The sequence below is a fragment of the Hydrogenophaga sp. genome, assembly GCF_050250835.1.
Lineage (GTDB): Bacteria > Pseudomonadota > Gammaproteobacteria > Burkholderiales > Burkholderiaceae_C > Hydrogenophaga.
Window position 1 is genome coordinate 1 of record NZ_JBFWNX010000007.1, and the last position, 19,289, is coordinate 19,289.

Below are 19,289 nucleotides of genomic sequence, written 5' to 3' on the forward strand. Positions count from 1 at the left end.
TGCCGGGTGACAACGTGTCGATCACGGTCAAGCTGATTGCCCCGATCGCCATGGAAGAAGGCCTGCGCTTTGCCATCCGCGAAGGCGGTCGCACCGTCGGCGCCGGCGTGGTTGCCAAGATCATCGCCTAAGGAGCGGCCATGTCCACCAAGCAGAAAATCCGCATCCGCCTCAAGGCGTTCGACTACAAACTCATCGACAGCTCGGCCGCCGAGATCGTGGATACCGCCAAGCGCACCGGCGCGATCGTCAAGGGCCCCGTGCCCCTGCCGACCCGCATGAAGCGCTTCGACATCCTGCGCTCGCCGCACGTCAACAAGACCAGCCGCGATCAGCTCGAAATCCGCACCCACCAGCGTCTGATGGACATCGTGGACCCGACCGACAAGACGGTCGATGCCCTGATGAAGCTCGACCTGCCGGCTGGCGTGGACGTCGAGATCAAGCTGCAATAAGGTGTTTGGCCGCCAAGCGGCTTGCACAAAAAAGGCCCGCCGGTTATACTGGCGGGCTTTCCGGCTTCTGGCCGGAGATTTCGTGGTGCTGGCCAGATCCTGAATCTGGCTGGCCCTTAGCGCGAAACCCCGGTTTCGCAACATCAGCCCCGGCCAATTGAAGTCGGGAACGGAGAAAACAATGAGTCTTAGCAACTCCCTCGGGTTGTTGGGTCGCAAGGTGGGCATGATGCGCCTGTTCACCGATGATGGGGACGCAGTTCCTGTCACGGTGGTCGACGTGTCGAACAACCGTGTGACACAGGTCAAAACCCTGGCCCATGATGGCTACGATGCGCTGCAGGTCACCTTCGGTGCCCGCCGTGCCTCCCGCGTGACCAAGCCCGAAGCGGGCCACCTGGCCAAGGCCGGTGTCGAAGCGGGTGAAATCATCCAGGAATTTCGTGTCGCCTCCGACGTCGCTGCCCAGTACCAGCCTGGTGCCGTGGTGGCTCCCAACGCGATCTTCGCGGCGGGTCAGAAGGTGGACGTGCAAGGCACCTCGATCGGTAAAGGCTTTGCCGGCACGATCAAGCGCCACAATTTCAAGTCCCAGCGCGCCTCGCACGGCAACAGCCGTTCGCACAACGTGCCTGGCTCCATCTCCATGGCCCAGGATCCGGGCCGCGTGTTTCCGGGCAAGAAGATGACCGGTCACATGGGCGATGACACCAAGACCATTCAGAACCTCGACATCGTGCGCGTGGACGAAACCCGTCAGCTGCTCATGATCCGTGGTGCAGTGCCCGGCTCCAACGGCGGTTTTGTGACCGTGCGTCCCGCCATCAAGGCCAAATCCGGCAAGGGAGCAAACTGATGCAAGTTGAACTCCTGAACGACCAGGGCCAGGCTTCGTCCAATGTGGATGTGCCTGAGACCGTGTTTGGTCGCGACTACAACGAAGCCCTGATCCACCAGCTGGTGGTGGCCTACCAGGCAAACGCCCGTCAAGGCACGCGTGCGCAAAAAGACCGCCAGATGGTCAAGCACTCGACCAAGAAGCCGTTCAAGCAAAAAGGCACGGGCCGCGCCCGAGCTGGTATGACGTCTTCCCCGCTGTGGCGCGGAGGCGGTCGCATTTTCCCGAACAGCCCCGACGAAAACTTCACCCAGAAGCTCAACAAGAAGATGTACCGCGCCGGCATGGCGTCCATCTTCTCGCAGCTCGTACGTGAAGGCCGCCTGGCTGTGGTCGAGTCCATCAAGGTGGATTCGCCCAAGACCAAGCAACTGGCCGACAAGTTCAAGGCCATGAACCTGCAGTCGGTCCTGGTGATCGCCGAAGAAGTCGACGAGAACCTGTACCTGGCCTCGCGCAACCTGCCCAACGTGCTGGTGGTCGAGCCCCGTTATGCCGATCCGCTGTCGCTGGTGCATTACAAGAAGGTCATCGTCACCAAGGCGGCGATCGACCAGCTCAAGGAGATGTTCGCATGAGCGCCGCACAATTCGACGAAGGCCGCCTGATGCAGGTTCTCGTGGCACCCATCGTGTCCGAGAAAGCCACTCAGGTTGCCGAACAAACCAACGCCGTGCTGTTCAAGGTGCTGCGCGATGCTTCCAAGCCCGAAATCAAGGCCGCTGTTGAACTCATGTTCAAGGTGCAGGTCAAGGGTGTTTCCGTGCTCAACCAGAAGGGCAAGTCCAAGCGCTTTGGCAAGACCGTGGGTCGTCGCGACCACGTCCGCAAGGCCTATGTGACGCTCATGCCGGGTCAAGAGCTGAACTTCGGCGGAGAGGGCGTTTAATCATGGCAGTCATCAAGATGAAACCCACTTCACCAGGCCGTCGCGGCATGGTGAAGGTCACGCGTGACCACCTGCACAAGGGTGAAGGTTTTGCGCCGCTGCTGGAACCCCAGTTCCAGAAGGCTGGCCGCAACAACAACGGTCACATCACCACCCGCCACAAGGGCGGGGGTCACAAGCACCACTACCGCGTGGTCGATTTCCGTCGCAACAAGGACGGCATCCCGGCCAAGGTCGAGCGCATCGAGTACGACCCGAACCGCACGGCGCACATTGCGCTGCTCTGCTACGCCGACGGCGAGCGCCGCTACATCATCGCTCCGCGTGGCGTTGAAGTGGGCGCCACCCTGCTGTCCGGCTCGGAATCGCCGATCCGCGTGGGAAATACCCTGCCTATCCGCAACATTCCGGTCGGTTCGACCATCCACTGCATCGAGCTGCAGGTCGGCAAGGGCGCGCAGATTGCGCGTTCCGCCGGTGCTTCAGCCGTGCTGCTGGCCCGCGAAGGCATCTACGCCCAGGTGCGCATGCGCTCTGGCGAAGTGCGCAAGGTCCACGTGGATTGCCGTGCCACCATCGGCGAAGTGTCCAACCAGGAACACAGCCTGCGCCAGTTGGGCAAGGCCGGTGTGAAGCGTCACATGGGCATTCGCCCGACCGTTCGCGGCACCGCGATGAACCCGATCGACCACCCGCATGGTGGTGGTGAAGGCAAGACCGGCGAAGGCCGTGCTCCGGTGGATCCGTGGGGCAACCTGACCAAGGGTTACCGCACCCGCAACAACCGCCGCACGCAGTCGATGATCGTCTCGCGTCGCAAGAAGTAAAGGGTTGACAACATGACTCGCTCACTCAAAAAAGGTCCGTTTGTCGACCACCACCTGATGGCCAAGGTTGAAAAAGCCCAGGCCACCAAGGACAAGAAGCCCGTCAAGACCTGGTCGCGCCGCTCGATGATCCTGCCCGACTTCATCGGCCTGACCATCGCTGTGCACAACGGCAAGCAGCACGTGCCCGTGTACATCACCGACCAGATGGTGGGACACAAGCTCGGCGAGTTCTCGCTGACGCGCACGTTCAAAGGCCATCCGGCCGACAAAAAAGCGAAGAAGTAAGGACTAACCATGGAAACCCGTTCAATCGTTCGAGGCGTTCGCCTCTCGGTCGACAAAGGCCGACTGGTTGCCGACCTGATTCGTGGCAAGAAGGTCGACCAGGCCCTCAACATTCTGGCTTTCACGCAGAAGAAGGCGGCCGGCATCGTCAAGAAGGCGCTGGAGTCTGCCATTGCCAATGCCGAACACAACGACGGCGCCGACATCGACGAGCTGAAGGTCAAGACCATCTATGTCGAACAAGGCACCACGCTCAAGCGCTTCTCGGCCCGCGCCAAAGGCCGCGGCAACCGCATCAGCAAACCCACGTGTCACATCTACGTGACGGTTGGCAACTGAAGAGGTCACAGGAATATGGGACAGAAAATCAACCCGACCGGGTTCCGCCTCGCAGTTTCCCGCAACTGGGCCAGCCGCTGGTACGCCAGCAACCGTGACTTCGCCGGCATGCTGGCCGAAGACATCAAGGTACGCGAGTACCTGAAGGGCAAGCTGAAGAACGCCGCCGTTTCGCGCGTCGTGATCGAGCGCCCCGCCAAGAACGCCCGCATCACCATTTACTCGGCCCGCCCGGGCGTGGTGATTGGCAAGAAGGGCGAGGACATCGAGAAGCTGAAGAAGGAATTGGCCGCCAAGCTGGGCGTGCCGGTTGCGGTCAACATCGAGGAAGTGCGCAAGCCCGAAATCGACGCCAAGCTGATCGCCGACAGCATCACCCAGCAGCTCGAAAAGCGCATCATGTTCCGCCGTGCCATGAAGCGCGCGATGCAGAACGCCATGCGCCTGGGTGCTCAGGGCATCAAGATCATGTCGTCGGGTCGCTTGAACGGCATTGAAATTGCTCGTTGCGAGTGGTACCGCGAAGGTCGCGTGCCGCTTCACACCCTGCGCGCCGACATCGACTACGGCACGTCCGAAGCCAAGACCACCTACGGCATCATTGGTGTCAAGGTCTGGGTCTACAAGGGCGACACCCTGGGCCGCAACGATGCACCGGTGGTGGCCGAGCCCAGAGCTGAAGAAGAGCGTCGTCCGCGCGGTCCGCGCCGTGAGCGTCCGGCAGGTCCTCCTGCCCGCGCTGCGGTTCGCCGCCCTGGCGCCAATGCCGCCCCGGCCGATGGCAGCGACAAGCCTGCCGAAGCCACCGCTGGCACCGAAACCAAACCCGCCGTTAAGCGCGTTCGCAAAGACGCCGCGCCCGCATCTGCAGCTGCGGACGGCAAAGGAGAATAAACATGTTGCAACCTGCTCGCCGCAAGTTCCGTAAAGAACAAAAAGGCCGCAATACCGGCGTCGCCACAAGCGGCGCCACCGTCGCGTTCGGTGACTTCGGCCTGAAGTCGACCGACCGTGGTCGCCTCACGGCTCGCCAGATCGAGGCCGCTCGTCGTGCGATCTCCCGTCACGTCAAGCGTGGCGGCCGCATATGGATCCGCGTGTTTCCGGACAAGCCGATCTCTCAGAAGCCTGCTGAAGTCCGCATGGGCAACGGCAAGGGTTCGGTGGAGTACTACGTGGCCGAAATCCAGCCTGGCAAGGTGCTCTACGAGATCGTGGGTGTGCCCGAGCAGCTGGCTCGCGAAGCTTTCCAGCTGGCCGCCGCCAAACTTCCCCTGCGCACCACGTTCGTGACGCGCATGCTGGGTCAGTGATTCAGGAGAACACAAGATGAAAACTGCTGAACTGCGCCAGAAAGATGTGGCCGGCCTGGAAGCCGAAGTGAAGTCGCTGCAAAAGGCCCACTTTGGCCTGCGCATGCAAAAAGCCACGCAACAACTCAACAACAACGCCACGCTGGGTGACACCCGCCGTGCGATCGCTCGCGCCAAGACCATCCTGGCCGAGAAGCAGCGGGCCTCGGCCAAATAAGGAGTGACCATGACGGAAGCTAAAACATCCCTCAAGCGCACCTTGGTTGGCAAGGTGGTCAGCGACAAGCGTTCCAAGACCGTGACGGTCCTGGTTGAGCGCCGTGTGAAGCACGAGCTCTACGACAAGATCGTGGCGAAGTCCAGCAAGTACCACGCCCATGACGAAAAGGGCGAGTACAAGATGGGCGACGTGATTGAGATCACCGAGAGCCGTCCGCTGTCCAAGACCAAGAACTGGGTTGCCACCCGCCTGGTGCAAAAAGCCGCACTGGTGTAAGCCCCAAGTTGCTGGTCTCAGCACACAACGAAAAAGCGACCGACAATTCGGTCGCTTTTTCTTTTTTCAGACCCGGATGTATCGGGTCTTCCAGCCACGGCCTGCGGGCCATCACGACCAGGAGCACAACATGATCAAGGTGGGCGACCAGATTCCGACGGCAACGCTGATGGAATACAGCGAAGTCGAGGGCAATGGCTGCAGCATCGGGCCGAATCCGGTGGACGTTCAGAAGACCGCAGCCGGCAAGACGATCGCTGTGTTCGCCTTGCCTGGGGCCTTCACGCCCACCTGCTCGGCGAAACATGTGCCGGGCTTCGTGCAGCACGCTGCGGATTTCAAGGCCGCCGGTGTGGATGAAATCTGGTGTCTGAGCGTGAACGATGCCTTCGTGATGGGCGCATGGGCGCGCGACCAGAAGACGGGCGACAAGGTGCGCATGCTGGCCGATGGCAGTGCTGATTTCGCCAAGGCCACCGGGCTGACGCTGGACCTGACCGGGCGTGGCATGGGCCTGCGCAGCAACCGGTATTCGATGCTGATCAAGGACGGCGTGGTCAGGACGCTCAACGTCGAGGCCCCTGGCAAGTTCGAAGTCAGCGACGCGGACACCTTGCTGGCCCAGGCCAGAGCGGGTGTCTGATCAGAGATCGACCTTGAGGTAGTGCGCCCCGGCAATGGGGTTGTGGTAGTAGGGCGCGACCTCGACGAAGCCCGCCTCCTGGTAAAGGGCTCGGGCGGTTTCCATGTCGCTCAAGGTGTCCAGCAGCATGGTGGTGTAGCCGGCCAGCTGGCCTTCCGACAAGATGCGTTCCACGAGCAGTCGCCCCAGGCCGAAGCCGCGAAACGCTGGACGCACGAACAGGCGCTTCATTTCGCAGGCATTGAGGTGGTCCGAGTTGTGCAGGGCGCGCAGGGCGCAGCAGCCCGCAGGTTCGCCGTCCACGAGGGCCAGCAACAGCACGCCGGTGGGCGGTGCATAGTCGCCGGGCAGGCCGGCCAGTTCGGCCGCAAAACCCTGGAAACACAGGTCAATGCCGAGATCGGCCTGATATTCCAGAAACAGATCGCGAATGGTTTGGAGGTCGTCGGGAAACTGGGCCGGTCTCAGCGAGACGGCAGCGGCGCCGTGGTCGTTCATGATGGCGGTATGGGCGAACCGGGGTTCGGGCGGTGGCGTGGCCGTCACTATACGACAGCCTCGTGGGAAGTTTCAGAAGGCCTGCCCGAGCTGGACCAGCCAGGCGACCGCTGAGGCGCAAGCGATCAGGATCGAGAGGGCCAGCCACCGCGTGCCAGCGGAATCGCGGGCTTGTGGCACGGCGACGAACAGTTCTTTGTCGCCGACGATCATCGGGCGCACCAGGTTTTGCTTTCTGACGAACCGGTAGAAAAGAATGGCCAGTATGTGCAGCAGCACCAGCGCGATGACGATGAACTTGCCCACTTCGGTGTGGTAGCCCGTGGCCAGGGACACCGTCTCGCTGGCGACGAAGCGGGCGAGCGGGCCGGATACCGCGATCTCGTCGTCGCTCATCAGCCCGGTGCCGACCTGGGCGGCCAGGATCAGCAACAGCGAAAACACCGACAGTGCGCCCAACGGCGTGTGGCCGACCTCGTGTTCGGGCGGGGACTGGCCGCGCAGGTAAGCCAGGAGGGATGAAGGTGTGTAGAGAAAATGGGCGAAGCGCGACCAGTGTCCGCCCACGAAGCCCCAGACCAGCCGGAACAGCAGCAGGGTCAGCACCGCGTAGCCCAGTCGCAAGTGCCAGGTCATCCAGTTCCCGCCCACGCTGCCGGTGATCACGAGGCCGATCACACAGGCCGCCAGCAGCCAGTGGAAAAGGCGGGTTGGAAGGTCCCAGACGCGGATGGTGTGCATGGTGTTTGGGCCGAAGCCTGCAGGAATTGAAGGGAGACGATACACGGGAGAGGGTTCCAGCGGAACTTCGGCCTCGCCTCTACACTCCTGGGCAGGTGGACACAGAGCCACTGCGTCACTTCCCCACCCTTCCATCAGGAGACAACATGCGAATCGTCGCCCCGCTTGCCCTGGCCATGTCCGTGGCTTCTTTTTCGGCCCCCGCTTTGGCCCAGTTCCAGAAACCGGAAGACGCGGTGAAATACCGCAAAGCGGTCATGACCCTCATGGGCAACCATGCGGGCCGGATCGGCGCCATGGCCAACGGTCGGATTCCCTTTGACGGCAAGGCGGCGGCGGACAGCTCGGCTCTGCTGGAGACTTTGAGCAAGCTGCCCTGGGAGGCTTTTGTCGCTGGAACCGACAAGGGTGAAACGCGGGCAAAGCCGGAAATCTGGGCCGAACAAGCCAAGTTCAAGGAAGGTTCGGACAAGCTCCAGGTGGAGACCGCGAAACTCGCGGCAGCAGCCAAGACCGGCAACCTCGACAGCGTCAGGACGGCATTCGGGTCGGTGGGTCAGACCTGCAAGGCCTGCCACGACGCCTATCAGAAGAACTGAGGAACGCCCCGGTCAGGTGGTCTGGGCGAGGAGCTTCTCGATCAGGGCGTGCAGCGCCGGGAAATCGGGCTCGCCCACGTAGCGCTTGACGATCTGGCCCTGCTTGTCCAGGAGGTAGGTGGTGGGCGTGAGCTTCACGTCCCCCCACTGCCGGGCGATGTCGCCAGTGTTGTCCAGGGCCACCTTGAAGGGCAACTGGCGGCTCTGGGCAAAATTGAGCACCCAGGCCGGTGGGTCGTATTCCATGGCCACCGCCACGGTGTCGAAGCCCTGGCCCTGGTATTTGTGCCAGGTGGCGACGATCTGGGGCATTTCCTTGACGCAGGTCACGCAGGTGGTGGCCCAGAAGTTCACCAGTGTGACTTTGCCCTTGAGGTCGGCCGTGGTGGCCTTGGTGCCGTTCAGCAGCACGAACGTGGATTCGGGCGCGGCGTCGCGGCCACTGCATCCAGCGAGGCCGAGCGCGACCACGGTGCCCAGCGCGGCGCTGGCCAGAAGGGTACGCCTGCGGCGAAGGCCGCGTGGGCTCAGATCGGTCATTGTCTTTTCACTTCCCCGGGGCTACATTGCCCCACTTCTTAGTTTGAACAGCCATCCCGGAGGATCCCGCCATGCAACGTCGTCAGTTTACCCAGTCCACTTCCGCTCTGATCGGTTTACTGGTGCTGGCAGCACACCAGCAGGCCAGGGCACTGTCGTTGGGCGACCTGACCGACCGTGACGCCAGCCAGGGCATCAAAGTGGCGCTGGAAAAGGGCGCTTTGGCGGCGGTCGCTTTGCTTGGCAAGACCGATGGATTCCTGGGCAACCCGAAAGTTCGGATTCCCTTGCCCGGATTTCTTGAAGATGCGTCCAAGCTGCTCAAGCTGACCGGCCAGGGCAAGCGAGTGGACGAGCTGGTGACCGGCATGAATCGGGCTGCGGAAGCGGCGGTGCCCATGGGCAAGGACCTCTTGGTGGGGGCGGTGAAGTCCATGAGCGTCACCGATGCGAAGAACATCCTGAGCGGCGGCGACAACGCCGTGACGCAGTTCTTTGCCGAGAAGACCCGCAGTCCTCTGGGCGAGAAATTCCTGCCCATCGTCACCAAAGCCACCGAAAAGGTGGGCCTCGCCCAGCAGTACAACCGGGTCGCTGGCAAGGCGGCAGGGATCGGTCTGGTCAAGAGCGAAGACGCCAACATCCAGCGCTATGTCACCGGGAAGTCGCTCGATGGCCTCTACACCATCATTGGCGAGGAAGAGCGCAAGATCCGCCAGGATCCCGTGGGCACGGGCAGCGCCATCCTCAAGAAGGTGTTCGGCTCATTAAAGTAAGCGCCCGCTCTCGTCTGGTTGTTTTGGCTACTTGAGCTTGTTCCGAGCCTCGGTCAGCCGGGCTTCCAGGTACTCGCCATAGAAGTCCGGCACCGCGATGCCCACCAGCCGTTCCGCCAGTTCGCGTCCATCGGGGCCGAAGAACAGCACGGTCGGAGTGAACCGGGCCTTCCAGGCCGTGGCCTGCGCGGCCGGGGTGGTCATCTGCCCGTCGAATCCCTGCAGGTTGCCGGTGCGGTCAAGCACGTCGAGCTGCACTGCATGCACCAGGCCTTCCCGGCGCATGGGCAGCAGATAGTGCTTGCGCACGATCTCGCAGTAAGGACACCCCGCCAGCGTGATCATCACCACCAGCGGCTGGCCGCGTGCGGCTGCCGCCTGAGCGGCGCCGCGCAGCGAGGCGGGAGTGGGTAGCTGATCGGACATGAGCGCGCGGCGTTCGTCAGACCGCGCCATTGCGCCGCAGTTCGGCCAGTCGCTCGGATGGGCAGGACAGCCAGTCCTTCAGCACCTCGGCGGTGTGCTGGCCCAGCAGGGGCGGTGGCAGGTCGTTGCGCACGGGCGTCGCGCCCAGTTTGAGCGGGCTGGCCACCAGGTCTACCGCATCGGCCAGGGGGTGGGTCCAGGTGTGTACCATGCCGCGCGAGCGCACGTGTTCATCGGCGAACACTTCGGCCAGGTTGTTGATCGGGCCACAGGGCACCTTGGCGGCTTCCAGTGCGGCCAGCCAGTCGGCTTTGCTGCGGGATTTCAGTATGGTTTCCAGCAAGGGCACCAGCACCTCGCGGTGGCGCACCCGGTTCTGGTTCTGCGCAAAACGTGGGTCGGTGGCCAGCTCGGGTTGGCCGGCCACCGCGCAGAACTTGGCGAACTGGCCGTCGTTGCCCACGGCCAGGATGATGTGCTGGGGTTGCCCCCGCTGGTCCGGCGCCACTTCGAACACCTGGTAGGGCACGATATTGGCGTGGGCATTGCCGGCGCGTCCGGGCACCTTGCCGTCCTCACGGCCCCGCACCAGGTAGTTCGCCCCCAGGTTCGCCAGCATGGCCACCTGTGTATCGAGCAGCGCCATGTCGATGTGCTGGCCTTCGCCCGTGCGTTCGGCGTGGCGAAGTGCGGCCTGGATCGCCACGGTCGCGTAGAGGCCGGTGAACAAGTCCGCTACGGCCACGCCCACCTTCTGCGGGCCACCGCCCGGCAGGGTATCGCGCTCGCCGGTCACGCTCATGAGCCCGCCCATGGCCTGGATGGCGAAGTCGTATCCGGCCCGGTCCTTGTAGGGACCCTGCTGGCCAAAGCCGGTGATGGAGCAGTACACCAGCCGTGGGTTCAGTTGGCGCAGGCTGTCGAAGTCCAGGCCATAGCGCGCCATGTCGCCGACCTTGTAGTTCTCCACGAACACCTGGGCTTGCTGAACCAATTCGCGGATCAGGGCCTGACCCTCGGGCCGGGCGATGTCGCAGGTGATGGATCGCTTGTTGCGATTGGCGCCCAGATAGTAGGCTGCCTCGGCGGTGTCGGCGCCGTCGCGCCCGCGCAGGAAGGGCGGACCCCAGCCACGCGTGTCGTCGCCGCCGGGATGTTGATCGCCCGGCGGCCGCTCCACCTTCACCACATCGGCCCCCAGGTCGGCCAGGGTCTGTGTGCACCAGGGCCCGGCCAGCACGCGGGACAAGTCCAGGATACGGATACCATCCAGAGCATTCATGCCGACATTGTGCGCGAGGCCAACTGCGCCTCGATGTCGCGGTCGTGGCTCAGCTGGAAATCCCATGCCTCTGTTCTCTGCGGGCCGCGTGCCCGTTTGTCGCCTGTCGACCGGGTTGATCGCCGTGCTGGCGCTGTCGGCCTGCAGTCCCACTTTCAACTGGCGCGAGCTGCGCCCACAGGGCACCCCCTTGAAGGTGCTCATGCCCTGCAAGCCCGAGCATGCGTCACGCACCGTGCCCCTGGCGGGCTCCGGGACGGAAATGCACCTGCACAGCTGCGACACCGGCGGCTTGAGTTTCGCCGTGGCCTGGGTCGACCTGCGTGAGCTGGCGCGGGTGGACGCCGCACTGGTGGAATGGCCGCGCGCCTCGCTGGCCAGCCTGCGCCTGGCGCCCGAGGTGGCCGACGCCGCCCAGGCACGCTGGGACTTCCAGATGCCGGGCGCTCCGAAGGCGCTTGGCCTGAGCGTGCAGGGGACGGGGCCACAAGGCCAGGCGGTTCTGATGCGTGCGGCGTACTTTGCGCGAGGCACCCAGGTGTTTCAGGCGGCCGTCTACGGCCCTCAACTGCCTGGCGAGGTGACCGCCACGTTCTTCGAGGCCCTGCAGTTGCCATGAGCGCCGTGTCGCGATCCGACTTGCTGACCGCGCGCACTGCGGTCATCGTTTTCCTGGCGTTCGTTTTTGCCTACTTCCTGTCGGCCTTGCTGCGCGCCATCACCGCCACGCTGTCACCGATCCTGAGCACCGAGATGGCGCTCAGCGCTGGAGACCTGGGCCTGCTGGCGGGTGGCTACTTCTTTGGCTTTGCGCTCACGCAACTGCCGCTGGGCAACTGGCTTGACCGGTACGGCCCTCGGGTGGTGGTGCTGAGCTTCCTGAGCGTGGCGGCGCTCGGATGTGCGGCCTTCGCCATGGCCACCAGCTTCTCCGGTCTGCTGGCGGCGCGGGTGCTGATCGGCATGGGTGTGAGTGCCTGCCTCATGGCCCCGCTCACCGGCTACCGGCGCTGGCTCACGCCGGCAGCGCAGATGCGGGCCAATTCATGGATGCTCATGTCCGGTTCACTCGGCATGGTGGCGTCCACACTGCCGGTGCAATGGTTGATGCCCTTGACCGGCTGGCGGGGCCTGTTCTGGCTGCTGGCGGCATTGATCCTGTTGTCCATGGCCGTGCTGGCGTTCACTGTGCCGCGCTGGCAGCGGAACGGCGCATCAAAGCCTGCAGCGGTCGAACCGGTCATGCAAGGCTATGGATTCATCTGGCGCCATCCGTACTTTCGCCAGATGCTGCCGATCGGCTTCGTCAACTACGGCGGCATGATCGCCGTGCAGACCCTCTGGGCAGGACCCTGGATGGTCAAGGTGGCGGGCTACACGCCCGAGGCCGCTGCCGCCGGGCTCTTCGGCATCAACCTGTCGATGCTCTGCACATTCTGGGCCTGGGGCATGGTCAACCCGCACCTGGCGCGCCGAGGTCTCTCACCTGAACGGCTGATTGGGTGGGGCATGCCGCTGAGCCTCGCGGTGCTGGCGGCCATCGTGCTGCGCGGTGCCGATGCCGGCTGGGCGCTCTGGGCCTTGTTCTGCGTCTGCAGCACCTTTGCGTCGCTCTCACAGCCCGCCGTGGCGCTGGCCTTGCCGCCCGAGGCGGCAGGGCGTGTGCTCTCGGCCTACAACCTGGCCATCTTCGGTGGCGTGTTCGCGGTGCAGTGGGGCATTGGCCTCCTGGTCGAGGCTTTGATCGTTCTGGGCTGGAGCGAGCCCGCGCGCTACCGAGGTGCCTTTGCGATCTTCGGGGTGTGTTGTGTGTTCGCCTACGCGGCCTTCTGGCGCGCCTGGCGCAGCCTCGAAGGCAGGCGGGCCGGCTAAACTTGTCCCCATGAACGGCATCCTCATCATTGCGCACGCTCCCCTGGCCGCAGCGTTGCGCCAATGCGTGCTGCATGTGTTTCCCGATGCAGCCGAGGCCGTGGCCGCGCTGGACATCCAGCCCAACGTGCCGCCTGAGGAATCGCTGGCGCAGGCGCGTGCCCTGTTGCGCCAGATGCACCTGCCCCAGACCCTGGTGGTCACCGACGTGTTTGGCGCCACGCCCTGCAATGTGGCGCAGAAGCTCATCGACGGAGTGAACTCCAAGCTCATCACCGGGGTGAACCTGCCCATGCTGCTGCGCACCGTGTCGTACCGGCACGAGTCGCTCGACGCCCTGATTTCCCGCGCCATGATCGGAGCCACGCAGGGGGTCATCCAGGTCGCGGTGACCGCTCCCCAGAACCAGGCCCGACGAACCACCCATGATCAAGACCACCGTGACCATCAGCAATAAGCTCGGGCTGCATGCACGCGCCTCGGCCAAACTCACCAAACTCGCCGGCAGCTTCGCCTGCGACGTCTGGATGACGCGCGCCGACCGCCGCGTCAACGCCAAGAGCATCATGGGTGTGATGATGCTGGCGGCGGGCCTGGGCAGCACGGTGGAGATCGAAACGTCTGGCAGCGACGAGCAGGCGGCGATGAATGCGATCGTTGCGCTGATCGACGACAAGTTCGGCGAGGGGGAGTGATGTTGCCCCCACGCTCCGCCGCTTCGCGGGTCGCTGCCCCCCGAGGGGGCTGTTTCGCCTGGGGGCGGCCCGGCGGTGAAACGTTGCCCCCACGCTCCGCCGCTTCGCGGGTCGCTGCCCCCCGAGGGGGCTGTTTCGCCTTGGGGCGGCCCGGCGGTGAAACCTTGCCCCCACGCTCCGCCGCTGCGCGGGTCGCTGCCCCCCGAGGGGGCTGTTTCGCCTGGGGGCGGCCCGGCGGTGAAACGTTGCCCCCACGCTCCACCGCTGCGCGGGTCGCTGCCCCCCGAGGGGGCTGTTTCGCCTGGGGGCGGCCCGGCGGTGAAACCTGTTGCGCGAGATTGGCATGACTTTCAGCGTCCACGGCCTGGCGGTTTCCCGAGGCATTGCCATCGGGCGGGCCGTGATCGTGGCGTCGAGCCGTGTCGATGTGGCGCACTATTTCGTCCAGGCCGAGGAGGTGGAGGGTGAGATCGAGCGCCTGCGCCACGCACGCAACGCGGTGGCCGAGGAGATCCTCAAGGTCCAGCACAGCCTGAATGAGCTGGAGTCCACCGACGCGCACCCCGAACTCACCGCGCTGCTCGACGTTCACCTGATGCTGTTGCAGGACGAGCAGCTCACCAGTGGTGTGAAACACTGGATTGTGGATCGTCATTACAACGCCGAATGGGCACTGACCACCCAGCTGGAGGTGATCGCGCGCCAGTTCGACGAGATGGAAGACCCCTATCTGCGTGAGCGCAAGGCGGACCTGGAGCAGGTCGTCGAACGCATGCTGCGCGTCATGCGCGGTGTGGCCTCACCCGTGGCGGGCGGCTCGCGGCCCGTGCACGACAACACCTCGGAAGTGCCGCTGGTGCTCATTGCGCACGACCTTTCGCCGGCCGACATGCTGCAGTTCAAGCAGAGCGTGTTTGCGGGATTCGTCACCGACGTGGGGGGCAAGACCAGCCACACCGCCATCGTTGCCCGCAGCATGGACATTCCGGCTGTGGTGGGCGCTCGCTCGGCCAGCCACCTGGTCAAGCAGGACGACTGGGTCATCATCGACGGCGATGCCGGTGTGGTGCTGGTCGATCCGTCGCCCATCCTGCTGGCTGAATACGGGTTCAAGCAGCGCCAGGGCGAAGTGGAGCGCGAGCGCCTGTCTCGCTTGAAGAACACGCCGGCCGTGACGCTGGATGGTCAGAAGATCGAATTGCTGGCGAACATCGAGCAACCCGAGGACGCTGCCGCCGCGCTCAAGGCCGGCGCCGTGGGAGTGGGGCTGTTTCGCAGCGAATTCCTGTTCATGGGCCGAGACGGCAAGCTGCCCGACGAAGAGGAGCAGTACCAGGCCTACCGCCGCGCGGTCGAAGGCATGCAGGGTCTTCCGGTGACGATCCGCACGGTGGACGTGGGGGCCGACAAGCCGCTGGACCGAAGCGCCTCGCGCGCGGGCGAAGATCACCTCAACCCGGCGTTGGGGCTGCGGGCCATTCGCTGGAGCCTGTCCGAGCCATCCATGTTCCTGGCGCAGTTGCGCGCCATCCTGCGCGCAGCCGCCCACGGGCCAGTCAACCTGCTCATTCCCATGCTGGCCCATGCGAGCGAGATCCGCCAGACACTGGTGCTCGTCAACCGGGCGCGGGAGCAACTCGCCAGCGCGGGTGTGCCGCAGGGCGCGGTCAAGCTCGGCGCCATGATCGAGGTGCCTGCCGCGGCGCTCACCATCCCGCTGTTCCTGCGCCATTTCGACTTTCTTTCGGTCGGCACCAACGACCTGATCCAGTACACCCTGGCCATCGACCGCGCCGACGAGGCGGTCTCGCATCTCTACGACCCTGTGCACCCGGCGGTGTTGCACCTGTTGGCCAGCACCATCGCGCAGTGCCGCGAGCAGGGCAAGGGTGTGAGTGTGTGCGGCGAAATGGCCGGCGACGTGACCCTCACGCGACTGTTGCTCGGCCTGGGCCTGCGCAGCTTTTCCATGCACCCGTCGCAGATCCTGGCGGTCAAGCAGCAGATCCTGCGGTGCGACACTGGACGTTTGCAAACCTGGGCGCAGAGCGTGCTGGCGGCCGAGGACCCTGCCGCGCTCATGGTGGACTGAAGCCGTTTACCGGCGCGTGGCCAACACCGCCGCGCCGACGATCATGAGGGCTGCGGCGCCCACCGCCACACTGGGGGTTTCACCGCGCAGCACCAGCAACGTCAACGAGGACAACAGGGGCGTGAGAAAACTCAGCACCCCGATCTGCCGGGCATCGCCCCGCTTGAGGGCGGCGTCCCACAGAAAAAAAGCGCCGCCCAGGGGCCCCAGGCCCAACACGGCGACCAGGACCAGGTCGCGGGGAGAGAGGCTCACCGACGGCTCCAGCAACGCGTGGCACAGCAGCGCGAGCAGGCCTGAGATCAGCGCAAAGCTGCCGATGGCGGCTGTCGGAAAGGCCCTCACGCGTTGCGTCAGCAAAGAATAGCTGGCCCAGATGAACGCAGAGCCGAGTGCCGGGATGTAGCCCCAGGCCCAGCGCGTTTCGCCGGTTGCGCCCGAGCCACCCAGAATCGCCAGGGCCGCACCTGCGAAACCCAGCACGGCCGCCACCATGTGTCGGCGGGTGAGCGACACGCCAGGCAGAAACAGCGGTGCCATGACCACGATGCCCAGTGGCCACAGGTAGTTCACCAGGTTGGCCTGCACCGGCGGTGCGTGGCGCAGCGCGATGAACAGCAGGAAATGAAAGCCGAACAAGCCGTACACGCCCAGGGCCAGCGTGGACAGTGGCACGCGCCACTGTCGCAGGTCGAACCGGGAAAGCGGCAATGCGATCAGGCTGCCCACCAGCAATGAAAGGCCGGTGAGCAGAAAGGGCGGCACATGCGACAGCGCGACGCCCAGAGCGGCCAGCGAGGCCCACAAAACGATGGCGCCCAGTGCGAGGAGGTTGGCGGATTTCATGCCACCCAGCGTAGCGATTCCATCGTCGCGAAACGCGGCTCTGGCGTCGCGCGGCAGTGGTCAGATGCCGACGCGACGCCGCGCGGCCGTGAGCGCCGAGGGCGAGCGGTAGCCGCTGCGACGCGCCACCTCGGCCACGTTCAGGCCCTGTGCGCGCCAGGCGCGAGCTCGCGCCAGGCGCATCTCGCGCAGCCATTGCTGGGTGCTCTGTCCGCGCTCTTCGCGGCAGCGGGCGGCGAGCTGTGCGGCACTGAGGTGCACGCGCTCGGCCAGGTCGGCCACCGTGGGCGCGGCGTCCGTGTGGCTGAGCGCCCAGCGGGCGAGGGCATCCCAGTCGATGGCGCGTCGATGGCGCTGCGGCGTAGCTTGCAGGGGGCGCAACCAGGCTTCGAGCAACAGCGAGGGGCCAAGCTGCTGTGCGCGCGGCAAGCGGTCGGTGACTGCTCGGTCGAGGTAGTTGGCCAGTGCCCGTGTGGCCGGTGGCGCCAACGCCGCGCCGACGCGGGCCCATTCGCTGGCGTGGCTGTCGAGCACGAGGCACCGGGCGCCCGTGCGGGACTCGAAGTCGTGGCGCTCCCCTGGAGGCACCACGCAGCCGTCGCCGGCAGCGATTCGCCGCCCGCTTCCGCTCACCTCCAGTTCAAGCACGCCCTCCAGGCCCACGAGGACCTGGAAATGGTCGTGATCGTGGCTGCCATGAGACGCGCCATATTCGCGCACGCTCAGGTGATCGCACCCGGCGTGGCATGGATGGTTCATTGGTTCAGGACGCCATGCGCCTGCTGGTCGGCGTGGTAGCTGCTGCGCACCATGGCGCCCACGGCGGCATGGGTGAAGCCCATCTTGTAGGCCTCGGCCTCGAACATCTTGAAGGTGTCGGGGTGCACGTAGCGGCGCACGGGCAGGTGATGGCCGCTGGGTGCGAGGTACTGGCCGATGGTGAGCATGTCAATGTGGTGCGCGCGCATGTCGCGCATCACGGCCAGGATCTCTTCGTCGGTCTCGCCCAGGCCGACCATGAGGCCGCTCTTGGTGGGCACGTGCGGAAACAGCGCCTTGAATTTCTTGAGCAGGTTCAGGCTGAACTGGTAGTCGGAGCCGGGGCGTGCCTCCTTGTAAAGGCGCGGCACGGTTTCCAGGTTGTGATTCATCACATCCGGCGGTGCGGCCTTGAGGATGTCCAGCGCGCGGTCGTCCCGGCCACGGAAGTCGGGCACCAGCACCTCGATCTGTGTCTGCGGTGAGAGCGCGCGAGTCTTTTCGATGCAGGCAACGAAATGGCCTGCACCACCGTCGCGCAGGTCGTCGCGGTCCACGCTGGTGATCACCACGTACTTCAGCTTGAGCTGTGCGATGGTGCGGGCGAGGTTGTCGGGCTCGTCCGTGTCCAGCGGATCAGGACGGCCGTGGCCCACGTCGCAGAACGGGCAGCGCCGCGTGCATTTGTCGCCCATGATCATGAAGGTGGCCGTGCCCTTGCCGAAGCACTCGCCGATGTTGGGGCAGCTCGCTTCTTCGCACACCGTGACCAGCTTGTTGGTGCGCAGAATGTCCTTGATCTCATAGAAGCGCGTGGTGGGACTGCCGGCCTTCACCCGGATCCACTCGGGCTTCTTCAGCACCTCTGCGGGCACCACCTTGATCGGGATGCGCGCGGTCTTGGCCTGGCTCTTCTGCTTGGCCGTGGCGTCGTAGCTCGCAGCGGGCTGGGCCTGGCGGACGGGGCTGCTGTCGGTGGCGGTGGGGGTGTCGGGGCGGGTCATGGCGAGGGCGCGTGTGGCGCGGTTGGGGTCAGGGAGCGAGAAGGGCCGAGAGCTTCTGGCTCAGGGCCTGCGCGACATCGTCCCAGGAGGCTGAGACACCGATTGTAGAAAGATCGACCGTGCGCAGGCCCTGGTAGCCACATGGGTTGATGCGTTCGAAGGGTTGCAGATCCATGCCCACGTTGAGCGCCACGCCGTGGTAGGTGCAGTGGCGGCTGACCTTGATGCCCAGCGCGGCGATCTTGCCCAGGCCGGTGAAGTCGGGATCGGGGCGGTCCTGCCCCGCGACCTTGCGCTGCGGGCGTTGAGGCAGCAGTGCATGGCTGCCCGGGTCGTCCAGCCGGACATAGATGCCCGGCGCGCCCGCCACTCGGTGGCCAGTGACATTCAAGGGGGCCAGCGTGCGGATAACGGCTTCCTCCACGCGATAGACAAACTCTTTGACGAAATAGCCTGCGCGCTGCAGATCCACCAGCGGATAGGCCACCACCTGGCCGGGGCCGTGGTAGGTCACCTGGCCGCCCCGGTTGGTCTGCACCACAGGGATGCTTCCGGGAGCGAGCAGGTGATCTTCACGCCCGGCCAGTCCCTGGGTGAAGACCGGCGGGTGTTCGCAGATCCACAGCTCGTCGGCGGTACCGACCCCGCGCTGGGCCGTGAACGCCTGCATGGCCTCATAGGTGGGGGCATAGTCCACCCCGCCGAGGGGTCGAATGATCACAGCACGATCTTGACCATGGGGTGCGTGGTCAGCGTGCGGTACAGCTCGTCGAGCTGTTCCCGGCTGGTCACACGCACCGTCAGCGTCAGGCCCAGGTAGTTGCCGGCCTTGCTCGGGCGGTGCTCGATCGTGCCGTGGTCGAAGGCGGGATCGAAGGCACGCGCCACGTGGGTCATGGCTTGGGCAAATCCTTCCACGTTGGCGCCCATCACCTTGATAGGGAAGTCGCATGGGTAGACGATGAGCGATTGCTCAGGGGGAATTTCGCGAGGGAAGTCCATGTCGGGTCC

29 protein-coding genes and 1 pseudogene are annotated in these 19,289 nt (G+C 64.9%); 20 read left to right on the top strand and 10 right to left on the bottom strand.

Annotated features, from left to right (window positions below):
• The 13 genes and pseudogenes from AB7F11_RS10620 to AB7F11_RS10680 all read left to right on the top strand — a co-directional run.
• Window positions 1-131, top strand: a pseudogene (locus AB7F11_RS10620) (elongation factor Tu); the annotation flags it as partial.
• A 9-nt stretch (window positions 132-140) separates the two neighbouring features.
• The gene (gene rpsJ, locus AB7F11_RS10625; RefSeq protein WP_056266806.1) at window positions 141-455 is read left to right on the top strand and encodes a 30S ribosomal protein S10; all 315 of its coding nucleotides are present in this window, start codon (window positions 141-143) and stop codon (window positions 453-455) included.
• A 181-nt stretch (window positions 456-636) separates the two neighbouring features.
• The gene (rplC, locus tag AB7F11_RS10630) at window positions 637-1,311 is read left to right on the top strand and encodes a 50S ribosomal protein L3 (protein ID WP_428291314.1); all 675 of its coding nucleotides are present in this window, start codon (window positions 637-639) and stop codon (window positions 1,309-1,311) included.
• A complete protein-coding gene (rplD, locus tag AB7F11_RS10635) occupies window positions 1,311-1,931 on the top strand; it encodes a 50S ribosomal protein L4 (RefSeq protein ID WP_428291313.1) in 621 nt (206 codons plus the stop codon). The genes rplC and rplD overlap by 1 nt, the downstream gene beginning before the upstream one ends.
• Window positions 1,928-2,242, top strand: coding sequence for a 50S ribosomal protein L23 (rplW, locus tag AB7F11_RS10640; RefSeq protein ID WP_428291312.1), 315 nt, complete (start codon window positions 1,928-1,930; stop codon window positions 2,240-2,242). The genes rplD and rplW overlap by 4 nt, the downstream gene beginning before the upstream one ends.
• 2 nt (window positions 2,243-2,244) lie before the next feature.
• Entirely contained in the window at window positions 2,245-3,069 is an 825-nt protein-coding gene (rplB, locus tag AB7F11_RS10645) for a 50S ribosomal protein L2 (protein ID WP_066272349.1), read from the top strand.
• A gap of 12 nt (window positions 3,070-3,081) precedes the next feature.
• Complete coding sequence (gene rpsS, locus AB7F11_RS10650) at window positions 3,082-3,357, top strand: 30S ribosomal protein S19 (RefSeq protein WP_428291311.1); 276 nt, start codon at window positions 3,082-3,084, stop codon at window positions 3,355-3,357.
• Window positions 3,358-3,366: 9 nt separating this feature from the next.
• Entirely contained in the window at window positions 3,367-3,696 is a 330-nt protein-coding gene (rplV, locus tag AB7F11_RS10655; RefSeq protein ID WP_137918325.1) for a 50S ribosomal protein L22, read from the top strand.
• A 15-nt stretch (window positions 3,697-3,711) separates the two neighbouring features.
• A complete protein-coding gene (rpsC, locus tag AB7F11_RS10660) occupies window positions 3,712-4,590 on the top strand; it encodes a 30S ribosomal protein S3 (RefSeq protein WP_428291310.1) in 879 nt (292 codons plus the stop codon).
• A gap of 2 nt (window positions 4,591-4,592) precedes the next feature.
• Window positions 4,593-5,009: a 50S ribosomal protein L16 gene (rplP, locus tag AB7F11_RS10665; protein WP_086126960.1), complete on the top strand. Its 417-nt coding sequence runs from the start codon at window positions 4,593-4,595 to the stop codon at window positions 5,007-5,009.
• A 16-nt stretch (window positions 5,010-5,025) separates the two neighbouring features.
• Window positions 5,026-5,226 (top strand): 50S ribosomal protein L29, encoded by a 201-nt coding sequence (gene rpmC, locus AB7F11_RS10670; protein WP_428291309.1) that lies wholly within the window; start codon window positions 5,026-5,028, stop codon window positions 5,224-5,226.
• Between the two features lie 9 nt (window positions 5,227-5,235).
• Complete coding sequence (gene rpsQ / locus AB7F11_RS10675; protein ID WP_428291308.1) at window positions 5,236-5,505, top strand: 30S ribosomal protein S17; 270 nt, start codon at window positions 5,236-5,238, stop codon at window positions 5,503-5,505.
• Window positions 5,506-5,635: 130 nt separating this feature from the next.
• Window positions 5,636-6,148, top strand: coding sequence for a peroxiredoxin (locus tag AB7F11_RS10680; RefSeq protein WP_428291307.1), 513 nt, complete (start codon window positions 5,636-5,638; stop codon window positions 6,146-6,148).
• Here the strand turns inward: AB7F11_RS10680 and AB7F11_RS10685 are convergent, their stop codons facing one another.
• Window positions 6,149-6,646, bottom strand: a complete 498-nt coding sequence (locus AB7F11_RS10685; RefSeq protein ID WP_428291306.1) for a GNAT family N-acetyltransferase — start codon at window positions 6,644-6,646, stop codon at window positions 6,149-6,151.
• A 72-nt stretch (window positions 6,647-6,718) separates the two neighbouring features.
• Window positions 6,719-7,387, bottom strand: a complete 669-nt coding sequence (locus tag AB7F11_RS10690) for a cytochrome b/b6 domain-containing protein (protein WP_428291305.1) — start codon at window positions 7,385-7,387, stop codon at window positions 6,719-6,721.
• Window positions 7,388-7,593: 206 nt separating this feature from the next.
• Here AB7F11_RS10690 and AB7F11_RS10695 point away from each other — a divergent pair, with 206 nt between their 5' ends.
• The gene (locus tag AB7F11_RS10695) at window positions 7,594-7,986 is read left to right on the top strand and encodes a c-type cytochrome (RefSeq protein WP_428300001.1); all 393 of its coding nucleotides are present in this window, start codon (window positions 7,594-7,596) and stop codon (window positions 7,984-7,986) included.
• Between the two features lie 12 nt (window positions 7,987-7,998).
• Here AB7F11_RS10695 and AB7F11_RS10700 read toward each other — a convergent pair whose 3' ends face one another.
• Window positions 7,999-8,526, bottom strand: a complete 528-nt coding sequence (locus AB7F11_RS10700; RefSeq protein ID WP_428291303.1) for a TlpA family protein disulfide reductase — start codon at window positions 8,524-8,526, stop codon at window positions 7,999-8,001.
• Window positions 8,527-8,597: 71 nt separating this feature from the next.
• Here AB7F11_RS10700 and AB7F11_RS10705 point away from each other — a divergent pair, with 71 nt between their 5' ends.
• Window positions 8,598-9,302: a DUF4197 domain-containing protein gene (locus tag AB7F11_RS10705; protein WP_428291302.1), complete on the top strand. Its 705-nt coding sequence runs from the start codon at window positions 8,598-8,600 to the stop codon at window positions 9,300-9,302.
• Between the two features lie 27 nt (window positions 9,303-9,329).
• Here the strand turns inward: AB7F11_RS10705 and AB7F11_RS10710 are convergent, their stop codons facing one another.
• Window positions 9,330-9,728 (bottom strand): thioredoxin fold domain-containing protein, encoded by a 399-nt coding sequence (locus AB7F11_RS10710; protein WP_428291301.1) that lies wholly within the window; start codon window positions 9,726-9,728, stop codon window positions 9,330-9,332.
• A gap of 16 nt (window positions 9,729-9,744) precedes the next feature.
• On the bottom strand, window positions 9,745-11,010 hold the full coding sequence (locus AB7F11_RS10715) for a CaiB/BaiF CoA transferase family protein (RefSeq protein WP_428291300.1): 1,266 nt from the start codon (window positions 11,008-11,010) through the stop codon (window positions 9,745-9,747).
• A 64-nt stretch (window positions 11,011-11,074) separates the two neighbouring features.
• Between AB7F11_RS10715 and AB7F11_RS10720 the strand changes: the two genes are divergently transcribed.
• The 5 genes from AB7F11_RS10720 (at window position 11,075) to ptsP (ending at window position 15,669) form a co-directional block, all read left to right on the top strand.
• Window positions 11,075-11,629: a hypothetical protein gene (locus AB7F11_RS10720; protein WP_428291299.1), complete on the top strand. Its 555-nt coding sequence runs from the start codon at window positions 11,075-11,077 to the stop codon at window positions 11,627-11,629.
• Window positions 11,626-12,882 (top strand): MFS transporter, encoded by a 1,257-nt coding sequence (locus AB7F11_RS10725; protein WP_428291298.1) that lies wholly within the window; start codon window positions 11,626-11,628, stop codon window positions 12,880-12,882. The genes AB7F11_RS10720 and AB7F11_RS10725 overlap by 4 nt, the downstream gene beginning before the upstream one ends.
• Before the next feature lie 10 nt (window positions 12,883-12,892).
• On the top strand, window positions 12,893-13,339 hold the full coding sequence (locus tag AB7F11_RS10730) for a PTS sugar transporter subunit IIA (protein ID WP_428291297.1): 447 nt from the start codon (window positions 12,893-12,895) through the stop codon (window positions 13,337-13,339).
• Entirely contained in the window at window positions 13,308-13,577 is a 270-nt protein-coding gene (locus AB7F11_RS10735) for an HPr family phosphocarrier protein (protein ID WP_428291296.1), read from the top strand. Before AB7F11_RS10730 ends, AB7F11_RS10735 begins: the two co-directional genes overlap by 32 nt.
• Window positions 13,578-13,920: 343 nt before the next feature.
• On the top strand, window positions 13,921-15,669 hold the full coding sequence (gene ptsP, locus AB7F11_RS10740; protein ID WP_428291295.1) for a phosphoenolpyruvate--protein phosphotransferase: 1,749 nt from the start codon (window positions 13,921-13,923) through the stop codon (window positions 15,667-15,669).
• 6 nt (window positions 15,670-15,675) lie between these two features.
• On the opposite strand, the gene AB7F11_RS10745 is transcribed toward ptsP, so the two are convergent.
• From AB7F11_RS10745 to AB7F11_RS10765, 5 genes are read right to left on the bottom strand one after another with little or no spacing between them, the layout of a single operon-like run.
• Window positions 15,676-16,515, bottom strand: coding sequence for a DMT family transporter (locus AB7F11_RS10745; protein WP_428291294.1), 840 nt, complete (start codon window positions 16,513-16,515; stop codon window positions 15,676-15,678).
• 60 nt (window positions 16,516-16,575) lie between these two features.
• Window positions 16,576-17,274, bottom strand: coding sequence for a helix-turn-helix domain-containing protein (locus AB7F11_RS10750; protein WP_428291293.1), 699 nt, complete (start codon window positions 17,272-17,274; stop codon window positions 16,576-16,578).
• Window positions 17,271-18,278 carry a lipoyl synthase gene (gene lipA, locus AB7F11_RS10755; RefSeq protein ID WP_428300000.1) on the bottom strand — a complete coding sequence of 336 codons (1,008 nt, stop codon included), beginning with the start codon at window positions 18,276-18,278 and terminating at the stop codon, window positions 17,271-17,273. The genes AB7F11_RS10750 and lipA overlap by 4 nt, the downstream gene beginning before the upstream one ends.
• Window positions 18,279-18,306: 28 nt before the next feature.
• Window positions 18,307-18,948, bottom strand: coding sequence for a lipoyl(octanoyl) transferase LipB (gene lipB, locus AB7F11_RS10760; RefSeq protein ID WP_428288459.1), 642 nt, complete (start codon window positions 18,946-18,948; stop codon window positions 18,307-18,309).
• A gap of 47 nt (window positions 18,949-18,995) precedes the next feature.
• Window positions 18,996-19,280, bottom strand: coding sequence for a DUF493 family protein (locus tag AB7F11_RS10765; protein WP_428288342.1), 285 nt, complete (start codon window positions 19,278-19,280; stop codon window positions 18,996-18,998).
• Window positions 19,281-19,289 lie beyond the last annotated feature (9 nt).